This is a genomic window from Gilliamella sp. B2717, from assembly GCF_026536675.1.
Classification (GTDB): Bacteria; Pseudomonadota; Gammaproteobacteria; order Enterobacterales; family Orbaceae; genus Gilliamella; species Gilliamella apicola_I.
Genome location: NZ_JAFNNQ010000077.1, coordinates 1 through 10999, shown reverse-complemented (window position 1 = coordinate 10999; position 10999 = coordinate 1). Strand labels below are relative to the sequence as shown.

Sequence of the window (10999 nt, the reverse complement as noted above, 5' to 3'; positions counted from 1 at the left end):
CGTGGCCGATTGTACCAACGTTAACGTGGGGTTTTGTACGTTCAAATTTTTCTTTAGACATTTATTGTCCCTCAAATGTAATACAAATCGGTGGTGAATCACCACATTAACCAAGTATTATATTTTATATCAACATAATACTAACTTAAAATTAGCTCTGAATGATAACAGATAAAGCCGTCCAGTGACAAGCTTTTAAGCAGTCAAATTCGATATTTTTAGAAGTTTAGGAAAGTAACAAGAATGGTGCTGATAGGCAGATTTGAACTGCCGACCTCACCCTTACCAAGGGTGCGCTCTACCAACTGAGCTATATCAGCAATTGGAGCGGGCAGCGGGAATCGAACCCGCATCATCAGCTTGGAAGGCTGAGGTAATAGCCATTATACGATGCCCGCATGTTCAAACTCGGCTACCTAAATGCTTCAATTAGCTATTGCTAATATTAGATATATGGTGGTGGGGGAAGGATTCGAACCTTCGAAGTGTGACACGGCAGATTTACAGTCTGCTCCCTTTGGCCGCTCGGGAACCCCACCCCGAATCTTTTTAAATTTGTCTACTTAGGAAAATGGTGCCGGCTGCCGGAATCGAACTGGCGACCTACTGATTACAAGTCAGTTGCTCTACCTACTGAGCTAAGCCGGCCTAAGTGCTGCGCATTATGGACTAGAACATTTAAGCTTGCAAGCAAAAAAAACAAATTTTATTTTGTTTGCTTAAAAAAAAATCAAAAACATAAAAAAACCCCGAAATATAGACAATTTCAGGGTTTTATTTAATCAAAAATAATTTTTTAGATTATTTCTTTTTTACCGCTTTTTTCTTAGTAGTAGAAGCTACACCTTTAGCCGCTGTATGCACAGCAACATCTTCACTGATATCACCGTTATCTTGATATGGACGACCATAATAGGTATCAAGCAAGATTTGTTTTAGTTCAGCAATTAAAGGATAACGAGGATTTGCGCCCGTACATTGGTCATCAAATGCATCTACAGCAAGTTGGTCAACTTGTGCTAAGAACGTTTTTTCATCCACACCAAACTCTTTTATAGAGAAAGGTATTTCAAGATCTTTTCTAAGTTGATCTAACCAACCAATTAATTTCTCAACTTTCTTCTCATCTTTATCCGCAGCAGCCGTTAAACCTAAATGATCAGCAATTTCAGCGTATCGACGAATGGCTTGAGGATAACCATATTGACTAAATGTACCTTGTTTAGTTGGCTTATCTGTTGCATTAAAACGGACAACATTGCTGATGAGCATTGCATTAGCCACACCGTGTGGGATATGGAAAGCTGCACCAATTTTATGCGCCATTGAGTGACAAATACCTAAAAATGCTTGAGCAAAAGCAACACCTGCTAATGTCGCTGCACTGTGTACTTTTTCTCGAGCGATAGGATTTTTAGCCCCTTCTTTATAGCTTGCCGGTAAATAGGACTTAAGCATACTTAAAGCTTGTAATGCTTGACCGTCAGAAAACTCTGTTGCCATTACTGACACATAAGCTTCTAAAGCATGAGTTACCGCATCGTAACCACCAGCAGCACAAAGTGAACGTGGCATATTCATCACTAAGTTAGCATCTACAATTGCCATATGAGGCGTAACAGCATAATCGGCTAACGGATATTTTTGTCCGGTTGCATCATCCGTCACAACTGCGAATGGCGTCACTTCAGAACCGGTTCCTGATGTTGTGGTAACACAGATCAATTTTGCTTTTTTGCCCATATTCGGGAAATGACAAGCACGTTTACGAATATCCATAAAACGTAATGCTAATTCATCGAATTTAGTTTCTGGGTGTTCATAAAGAACCCACATGATTTTTGCAGCATCCATTGGTGAACCACCGCCTAAAGCAATAACAGTATCAGGCTGGAATGCTCTCATTGATTCAGTCCCTTTACGAACAACACTTAAGGTTGGATCAGCTTCAACATCAAAGAATGTTTCACAAAGAACACCTTGTGACTCTAATTGATCGGTGATTTGTTTTGAATAACCATTGTTAAATAGGAATTTATCGGTGACTAAAAAGACTCGTTTTGCGCCTTGCTCAACGACTTCATTTAAAGCAATAGGCAGTGAGCCACGTTTAAAATAGATAGAACTTGGTAATTTGTGCCATAACATGTTTTCTGCTCTCTTAGCGATTGTTTTCTTGTTAAGTAAGTGTTTCGGTCCAACATTTTCAGATACCGAGTTACCTCCCCAAGAACCACAACCTAATGTTAGTGACGGCGCTAAATCAAAATTATATAAATCGCCAATACCACCATGCGCAGCAGGTTGGTTAATCAAAATACGGCAAGTTTTCATTTTTTTGCCAAAATAATCGATACGTTCACGATTGCTATCTTGATCGGTGTAAAGAACAGAAGTATGACCCATACCACCCATTTCAACTAATTTTTCAGCCTTTTCTACTGCTTCAGCAAAATCTTTAGCTTTAAACATAGCTAACGTCGGTGAAAGTTTTTCATGCGCAAACGGTTCAGATAAATCAACTTTGCTCACTTCACCTACCAGTACTTTTGAACCTGCTGGTACTTTAAAACCTGCTAATTCAGCAATTTTGGTCGCTGGTTGACCAACGATATTAGCATTTAAAGCACCCTTGTCATTTAAAATGATACTTTGAACGGCTTTAGTCTCTTTAGCATTTAAAACGTATGCACCGTATTGTGTTAACAAGCGACGTACTTCGTCATAAACAGAATCAACTACGACGATAGCCTGTTCAGAAGCACAAATCATACCATTATCAAACGTTTTAGACATCAGAACGGAAGCCACTGCTCGTTTTAAATCCGCTGTTTCGTCAATGATGACAGGCGTATTACCTGCGCCAACACCTAATGCAGGTTTACCTGAACTATAAGCTGCTTTCACCATACCTGGGCCACCGGTTGCTAAAATTGCAGCGACATCATCATGATGCATTAAAGCATTTGATAATTCGATAGAGGGCTCATCAATCCAACCAATAATATCTTTTGGCGCACCAGCTTTTATAGCTGCATTTAGAACAATTCTGGCTGCTTCAATAGTTGATTTTTTTGCTCTAGGATGAGGAGAGAAGACGATTGCGTTACGGGTTTTAAGACTGATAAGGGATTTGAAAATAGCGGTGGAAGTTGGATTGGTCGTCGGTACTATTCCACATATGATCCCTAAAGGTTCGGCTAGCGTAATAGTTCCAAAGGGTTCATTTTCTGCCACTACGCCACAAGTTTTGTCATGACGATATTTGTTTAGAATATATTCTGCAGCAAATAAGTTTTTAATCACTTTATCTTCTACAATCCCCATACCCGATTCAGCAACAGCTTGTTGGGCTAGTGGAATTCTCGCAGCTGCAGCAGCTTTTGCAGCCTCCGTGAAAATTTTATCCACTTGTTCTTGAGTATAAGTTGAATAAGTTTCCTGTGCTTTTTTTACACGGGCCATTAACTCATTTAACTCATTCATATTAGTTACTGCCATAGATTACTCCTTGAAATTAAAAAATAAATCTGAATCGTTTGGCGTCTTCCTTGAATCTTTTTAATGCCTATGCATAATAACAAAACGAAATTGCCGTTATCGTAAATCAGTTTTTTACTTTATACAATAAGATCTTGCAGAAAAATAAATGTTATTGAAATGGGTAAGTGAGATTCATCCTAGTAGATAGGAAAAAATTAATATTTGAGATTTTTTAAATATGCTAAATTTTTTTGAAGAAATAAAAAGTTCACTTAAATTTTTGATAATTTGTCCAGTACATAACTAACAGCAACAAATCCAAAACTTGCCGTAACAGTCGTCACTGCGCCAAAACCTGATTCACAATCCATTTTTTTAGTGCCATGCGCTTCACTTTTCGTAAAACAGATTTGTCCATTCTCCGCCGGATATGTCAGTTGTTCTGTTGAGTAAACACAAGGTATCGAATATTTACCTTTACTATCTTTATTCAATTTATAATCGTTCTTTAATCTTTCTCGTAATTTAGCTGCCAAAGGGTCTTGAATGGTTTTAGCCAAATCTGCTATTTTAATCTGTGTTGGATCTTTTTGCCCACCTGCGCCACCAATAGTAATGACTTTCAATTTTTGTCGCTTACAATAATTAAGCACGGCCGCTTTATCACGCACACTATCAATAGCATCAATGATATAATCATAACGAGGCAAGTTTTGAGCACCTAAATAATCTGAAACATTATCAATATTTATAAAGTCATCAATTTGATTAACAATACATTCAGGATTTATTTGTAATATTCGCTCAGCCATGACGGCGGTTTTAGCTTTACCTATATTTGTGGTTAAAGCATGAATCTGGCGATTGGTATTAGTCACACAGACATCATCCATATCAATCAAAGTAATTTGCCCGATACCACTGCGAGCAAGGGATTCAGCTACCCAAGAACCAACACCACCAATCCCTATTACACAAATATGTGCACGAGCAAAACATGACAATGCGGATTGACCATACAACCGAGCAATGCCACTAAAACGTTGAAAATAACTATCAGAAAATGTGTTATGCATAATTACCACTGATTTATCGAAATGTTAAAATACTAGCAGTGCATAACGATAAACGCAACTAACGCTGCTATTCTTGTCATTGAGGTTATCGGTATTAGACTGGTAAATTAACTATTTACGTCCTAATTTTAATATCTCTTGTGCCATTTGTTTAGTATGGGTTTGCATATATTTTACTAAATGGTCATTTTTTTCATTGAGTAAAATGAGATAAAAACGATTACGAGCCAAATGCGTTGATTCATCATAAGTACTGACGATTAAATAACCTATACCATTTTTTTCATCCGTTCCTACGGCATAAGAAACGTTACCTTCTTGAGTGACTTTCGGATCAGATGAACGCATTGCGATTTGCAATTGAAAGAGTTTTTGAGCATCTTGAGCATTGGCAACAATATCATCCATAATGATGAAATAATCTTCATAATAGGTTGCTGATTTAGGGTCTTGCATGTACATAATTGCACGCTTATCATTAGGATTACCTGAACCACTGTCACGACTTTGATTATATAGATAATAGGTTTTATTGTGGAAATCTAATTTTTTTGGTAAATCATAAACTGGTAATTTTTGATTAATTACCGTTAACATCGGACCATAGTTGCCAGGTTGATAATTATTTTCTAAAGCCCCACAACCAAACAATAATATTGAGATAAAACTGACTATAACTTTTTTCATTTTTGTTTCCTTTATGGGCTAACTAAAAACACGATAACATAATAAAATTCTACTCCGACTTTACTTACTTGCTGACTAGCTACCCTTTGTTATAGTTTAGAAAATTGATTAACTCATTTATTAATTTAGGTGTTGAAATTTTATTTATAGTTTGGTAAAAACCACTATTTTTATCATCAATGTGATACATTAAAGCCTTTATAGCAACAAAGCCATTTGCTTGGTCAAATTGTTGAGTATAGATATAGCGCCCATTTACTCTGGCATCAAAACCTTCAACATATTTCACATTTTTGTAAGTTTTAATTTCCGGATTTTCATTACCTCGTAGTTTTAATTGCGTTAAAAAAACCGTCATCGCATCTTGTTCATTAGTGACAGCTTCATACATAATAAAAATCCGAGCATTATCTACATCATTACTATAAAGCACGATCTGTTTTTCATTGGATTGCCGTGTTTTTTCTGTTTTTTCTGTTTTTACTTTCTTAAAATGCACATTGAAAAAATTTTTTTGCTCAGATATTTGAATGGGTGGCAATGCGTTATCGGAGCGAAGAATAAAAGTTTTATCTGATTGAGGTGCACATAATACTTGATTAAATGATATGTTCAACACAAAGCATGCTGTAATAATAATTAAAAATCTTTTCATACGTACTATCCTATTTGTTTATTTAAAAACCATACCTTTATGCTGATTATAAACTTTCTGAGCCTGTAAACAATTGATTATTCATTATCATTAAACAAAAGTATTTAACGTCAAATTAGCCGTTTTATTAGTTAAATTTATTTTTTATACTAAAATACCTCCATTCCATTAAACTTCTTTACAAATCTACTATGCTGTTTTCAATTTAAGATTTCACCCCCTCCTCCCTACGATGAGCAATCGAACGGATATTATTTGCCATTTCACACCATTCAATCGACGTTTTAACTCGAGCAAAAAATCACGTTTTGGATTATCAGATAGAAATCAATAGACAGAAAGTCATGTGATACCTTGTTTTTTTTGATATACAAGGCATCACAAAATAATCGCTTAGTTTTTGAAGGAGTGAATCGGAGCAGGAATACGTCCACCACGATTAATAAAATCAAATGAGCTATATTTATTTACTGGCATCACAGGCGCATGACCCAATAACCCACCAAATTCAATATTATCACCCACTGTTAAATCAACCGCAGGAATGATGCGAACGGCAGTGGTCTTATGATTGATGACGCCGATTGCTGCTTCATCTGCAATAATAGCAGATATTGTTTCAGCTGGTGTATCACCCGGAATAGCAATCATATCAAGCCCGACCGAACAAACACAGGTCATTGCTTCTAATTTTTCTAAATTGAGTGCCCCCTTATTTACCGCATCAATCATCCCAGCATCTTCTGACACAGGAATGAATGCCCCACTTAAACCACCTACATGACCACATGCCATGACCCCACCTTTTTTGACAGCATCATTTAGCATCGCCAACGCAGCCGTTGTACCATGGGTTCCAACCACTTCCAGTCCCATTTCTTCTAAAATATGGGCAACTGAATCACCTATTGCAGGCGTTGGCGCTAAAGATAAATCAACAATACCAAATTTAACGCCTAAACGCTCCGAAGCCTCTTTACCAACAAGTTGTCCCATACGCGTAATTTTAAAAGCCGTTTTTTTGATTGTTTCCGCAACCACATCAAAAGGTTGACCTTTTACTTTTTCGAGTGCTCGCTTAACCACACCAGGTCCACTGACACCCACATTAATGACACAATCTGCTTCGCCTACACCATGAAAAGCCCCAGCCATAAACGGATTGTCCTCAACAGCATTAGCAAACACAACTAATTTTGCACAAGCCATACTGCTATTATTCGCCGTTAATGCGGCTGCTTCTTTAATAATATGCCCCATCTGTTTTACGGCATCCATGTTGATACCGGTTTGTGTAGAACCTACATTAACCGATGAACAAACACGTTCTGTTTGGGCAAGAGCTTGTGGGATGGATTTAATCAAAATTTCATCACCTTTATGGTAACCTTTCTGCACTAACGCCGAAAATCCACCAATAAAGTTCACCCCCACCGCTTTAGCAGCTTGATCAAGTGTTTTTGCGAACGCGACATAATCACTATCATTACTTGCTCCTGCAATTAAGGATATTGGTGTAACAGAGATACGTTTATTAATAATTGGAATACCAAATTCAGACGTAATTTGATCACCAACTTTTACTAAATTTTTGGCTAATTTAGTAATTTTGTCATAGATTTTTTGACGGGCTTTTTCACCATCGCTATCAATACAATCAAGCAAAGAAATACCCATGGTTATTGTGCGAATATCAAGCTTTTCTTCCTCAATCATTTTAATCGTTTCGAGGATCTGTTTGGTTTCCATTAGTACTATCCTTCAGTAAAAATTATTGAATAAAATTTAAAGACGATGCATTGCATCAAATATCTCTTCGCGTTGAATATTTACTTTAACTTTAAGATTTTCGCCTGTTTGCGTTAAAGTATTTTTAACATCATCAAATGAAACATCGATTTTGGATAAATCGAGTAACATAATCATCGTGAAATATTCACCCATGATAGTTTGAGATACATCTAAAATATTAATATTCAATTCATATAATTTTTGACTTATACCAGCAATAATTCCGGTCTGGTCTTTTCCTATGACAGTTAAAATGGTTTTCATCACATACTCCGCACAAATTTTGGACAATCAAAAGATATTTACTTGGTTGATTATAATAACATCTTCAAAAATTATCGAAATAGGAGTAGATTGTTTTTTTGTTAAAAATAAAAAAACACTAAAATAATTAAAAAGGGCAACATTATGAAAAATTTCCAAAAATCAAATAAATTGGATCATGTCTGTTACGACATCCGTGGACCAATTCTTGAGCACGCAAAGCGTCTTGAAGAAGAAGGTCAAACTATACTTAAACTCAATATTGGAAATCCTGCCCCTTTTGGTTTTGCCGCACCTGATGAATTATTAGTTGATGTCATCCGTAATTTGCCTTCTTCACAAGGATATTCTGATTCAAAAGGACTTTACTCTGCACGTAAAGCTATTATGCAACACTATCAAGCCAGAGGAATAACCAGTTTAGATGTCGAAGACATTTTTATCGGCAATGGTGTTTCTGAACTTATCGTACAATCGATGCAAGCATTGCTCAATAGCGGTGATGAAATCTTAGTTCCTATGCCAGATTATCCATTATGGACAGCTGCAATTAGTTTATCTGGTGGTAGTGCTGTTCATTACCTTTGCGATGAAGATGCTAATTGGTCACCCGATTTAGAGGATATTAAACGAAAGATCACCCCTAAAACCAAAGGAATTGTGATCATTAATCCTAATAATCCAACCGGTGCCGTCTATAGTAAACAGCTTCTACTTGATATTGCCGGAATTGCGCGTCAAAACAACCTTATTATTTTTGCTGACGAAATTTACGACAAAATTTTATATGATGATGCTGTTCATCATTCAATAGCCGCTTTAGCGCCCGATCTATTTGTCGTAACCATGAGCGGACTATCTAAAACTTATCGTGTTGCAGGTTTTAGGCAAGGATGGATGGCACTTTGTGGTCCTAAACAACATGTAAAAGGATATATTGAGGGACTAAATATGTTGGCGTCAATGCGATTATGCGCCAATGTCCCATTGCAACATGCCATTCAAGGTGCACTTGGCGGTTATCAAAGTATTAATGAATTTATTGTTCCTGGTGGTCGTTTATATGATCAATGTATGCTTGCATGGCGCATGTTAAATGATATCCCAGGGGTAAGTTGTACTAAACCACAAGGCGCATTGTACTTATTTCCTAAACTTGATCAGCAAAAATTTAATATTCACAATGATCAGAAATTGGTTTTAGATTTTCTATTGCAAGAAAAAGTTCTTTTAGTACAAGGCAGTGGTTTCAACTGGCATAAACCCGATCATGTCAGAATTGTTGCGCTTCCACATACAGGTGAATTACAAGACGCTATCGAACGTTTTGCCAAATTTTTATCAAATTATCAACAATAAAACGAATCAACTCCCAATTTTAGTTGGGAGTTTTCTATCTGCAATGCTTCGTAAAATTTTTTGATTTCATTCAACGAAGATAATAAACACTTTCAGTGTTATGCTTAAATTCATCAATACTGCTCTATTTATGCTAACTAATTAATATGACAATGTTAATTTATTAACCGGCATTCAATTTTAATTATATTTCTACAACTCTACTCATTTTCAGTGCTCTAACACTAAAATCTATTTATATAAAATAATAATTTAGGATGCTTAATATAAAAAACCCCCGATAAACGGGGGAAAGAGCTGAAAGGATAGGAATAAACAGACCTACTTGTCTATCTTTATGTTTAATGGGAATTACTGATTTACCTCCGTAACACCAAAATCAACTTTACTTGGTAACCCCGGTGATACTCTTACCACTTTTGGATTACGTCCGTTTACTTTGTATTCCTTCGGTAAGCTTCGTGGGTCTAGTTTGATAACGAAGTTTGCACCTCGTTCCCAACGGCCTCCCGATACACCAACTATATGGTAACGTCCATGCGTATCGGTTGTAATAATTTCGCCACGGGTGGTCACTAATTTCACGCCGCCCAGACCATCTTCACCTTCATCCTGTATGCCATTACCGTTTCGGTCGATAAACACTTTTCCGAAGATTAACGCATTGTCAAACAGTGGATCGGCTGTCACCGTTACCGTCGCTTCCGCTATATTCGACGACACTTTACCCGTCAAGGCGTTTAGTGCCATCGCCGTATTGGTATACTCGCCTTGGGTAACGCCCGAGCCGACAACTAACATATAGCTGATCACCACTTCACTGTTCGCCGTTAAATCCAGTGAATCATACATCACCGCTTTAGTGCCTTTGGGATCCGCCACTTTTTTGCCATTTAAACGCGATGAACCTTTCACGAACTTAAATCCTGACGGTAAAATATCTTTTACTTTAATGCGTGATTTGTGTGACGAATTGTTAATCACCTTGATGGTATAAGGGACAATATCACCCACCACGACATTATCCTTCAGTGCCGTTTTTATTACGGTTACATCCGCATTATGTACTCGATAACCCAATATAATATCGTTACTTGTTGCACTAAAGGTGATACTGCCATCATTTAACTTAATCGGCACTGTTTGCATACCACCTGTGCCATTATAAACAATCGATGCTGGCGGTGTAGCAATATCAATTAAGTCATGTTTGACCACTTTACCATTACTATCAGTATATTGTTCAAAATATGGCACTTTTTCATATAATGGATTGCTATTATCTGAGCCAACCACGCCGTCGTGATATTCACCAAACAGTAAACGGATACTATATTTTGAATCATCAACCACATTCGGATCTATCACCAGATTACGGAATATAAATTTACCATCACTGCGTGTCATAAACGACAGTGGTTTACCATCTTTGTTCATCATATGTTTCTGATTATTGTTTAACAGATAAACCTCTGCACCCGATAATCCGGTTAATTCTGACAGACTGACCAGACCTTTACCTTCACGATCTTCTACCAGTTTACCCTCAATAATACCACCATGGATATAACCAAAGTCCTGATCGGTTAGGTTACCTGTGATATCAATGATTGCCTGATTGATTGTCTTCGGTAAGGTTAAGTAACCTTTGCTGTCATGGTGCGCATCATCCGGGTCAAAGCTT

Annotated in this window: 8 protein-coding genes, 4 tRNA genes and 1 pseudogene; 1 reads left to right on the top strand and 12 read right to left on the bottom strand. The window is 37.0% G+C overall.

Translation table 11 applies throughout. The annotated features are described in order from the left end of the window. The 11 genes from J3U35_RS06975 to J3U35_RS06925 form a co-directional block, all read right to left on the bottom strand. The coding region (locus J3U35_RS06975; protein WP_227740701.1) for a hypothetical protein at positions 1 to 61 on the bottom strand (61 nt) is incomplete at its 3' end. A gap of 183 nt (positions 62 to 244) precedes the next feature. Beyond that, positions 245 to 320, bottom strand: a tRNA-Thr gene (locus tag J3U35_RS06970). Between the two features lie 3 nt (positions 321 to 323). Next, positions 324 to 398, bottom strand: a tRNA-Gly gene (locus J3U35_RS06965). A 56-nt stretch (positions 399 to 454) separates the two neighbouring features. Next, a tRNA-Tyr gene (locus J3U35_RS06960) sits at positions 455 to 539 on the bottom strand. Positions 540 to 572: 33 nt separating this feature from the next. Next, a tRNA-Thr gene (locus J3U35_RS06955) sits at positions 573 to 648 on the bottom strand. Between the two features lie 153 nt (positions 649 to 801). Beyond that, positions 802 to 3501, bottom strand: coding sequence for a bifunctional acetaldehyde-CoA/alcohol dehydrogenase (gene adhE / locus J3U35_RS06950; RefSeq protein ID WP_267360437.1), 2700 nt, complete (start codon positions 3499 to 3501; stop codon positions 802 to 804). Positions 3502 to 3755: 254 nt separating this feature from the next. Then, on the bottom strand, positions 3756 to 4559 hold the full coding sequence (gene tcdA, locus J3U35_RS06945; protein WP_267351225.1) for a tRNA cyclic N6-threonylcarbamoyladenosine(37) synthase TcdA: 804 nt from the start codon (positions 4557 to 4559) through the stop codon (positions 3756 to 3758). Positions 4560 to 4670: 111 nt separating this feature from the next. After that, on the bottom strand, positions 4671 to 5246 hold the full coding sequence (locus J3U35_RS06940) for a hypothetical protein (RefSeq protein WP_267360435.1): 576 nt from the start codon (positions 5244 to 5246) through the stop codon (positions 4671 to 4673). 79 nt (positions 5247 to 5325) lie between these two features. Continuing rightward, entirely contained in the window at positions 5326 to 5901 is a 576-nt protein-coding gene (locus J3U35_RS06935; protein WP_267360433.1) for a hypothetical protein, read from the bottom strand. Between the two features lie 393 nt (positions 5902 to 6294). Then, positions 6295 to 7650 (bottom strand): PFL family protein, encoded by a 1356-nt coding sequence (locus J3U35_RS06930; RefSeq protein WP_267351228.1) that lies wholly within the window; start codon positions 7648 to 7650, stop codon positions 6295 to 6297. Positions 7651 to 7686: 36 nt separating this feature from the next. After that, positions 7687 to 7956: an ACT domain-containing protein gene (locus J3U35_RS06925; protein ID WP_065558707.1), complete on the bottom strand. Its 270-nt coding sequence runs from the start codon at positions 7954 to 7956 to the stop codon at positions 7687 to 7689. A gap of 144 nt (positions 7957 to 8100) precedes the next feature. On the opposite strand from J3U35_RS06925, the gene J3U35_RS06920 reads away from it, so the two are divergent. Next, positions 8101 to 9315, top strand: coding sequence for a pyridoxal phosphate-dependent aminotransferase (locus J3U35_RS06920; RefSeq protein WP_267360431.1), 1215 nt, complete (start codon positions 8101 to 8103; stop codon positions 9313 to 9315). Between the two features lie 351 nt (positions 9316 to 9666). On the opposite strand, the pseudogene J3U35_RS06915 reads toward J3U35_RS06920, so the two are convergent. Beyond that, positions 9667 to 10999, bottom strand: a pseudogene (locus J3U35_RS06915) (SdrD B-like domain-containing protein); the annotation flags it as partial.

What these genes read in the sequence shown, in the direction of transcription:
- J3U35_RS06930 (WP_267351228.1), bottom strand. Translation starts at nt 7,650, where the DNA reads ATGGAAACCAAACAGATCCTCGAAACGATTAAAATGATTGAGGAAGAA.
- J3U35_RS06925 (WP_065558707.1), bottom strand. Translation starts at nt 7,956, where the DNA reads ATGAAAACCATTTTAACTGTCATAGGAAAAGACCAGACCGGAATTATT.
- tcdA (WP_267351225.1), bottom strand. Translation starts at nt 4,559, where the DNA reads ATGCATAACACATTTTCTGATAGTTATTTTCAACGTTTTAGTGGCATT.
- J3U35_RS06935 (WP_267360433.1), bottom strand. Translation starts at nt 5,901, where the DNA reads ATGAAAAGATTTTTAATTATTATTACAGCATGCTTTGTGTTGAACATA.
- adhE (WP_267360437.1), bottom strand. Translation starts at nt 3,501, where the DNA reads ATGGCAGTAACTAATATGAATGAGTTAAATGAGTTAATGGCCCGTGTA.
- J3U35_RS06920 (WP_267360431.1), top strand. Translation starts at nt 8,101, where the DNA reads ATGAAAAATTTCCAAAAATCAAATAAATTGGATCATGTCTGTTACGAC.
- J3U35_RS06940 (WP_267360435.1), bottom strand. Translation starts at nt 5,246, where the DNA reads ATGAAAAAAGTTATAGTCAGTTTTATCTCAATATTATTGTTTGGTTGT.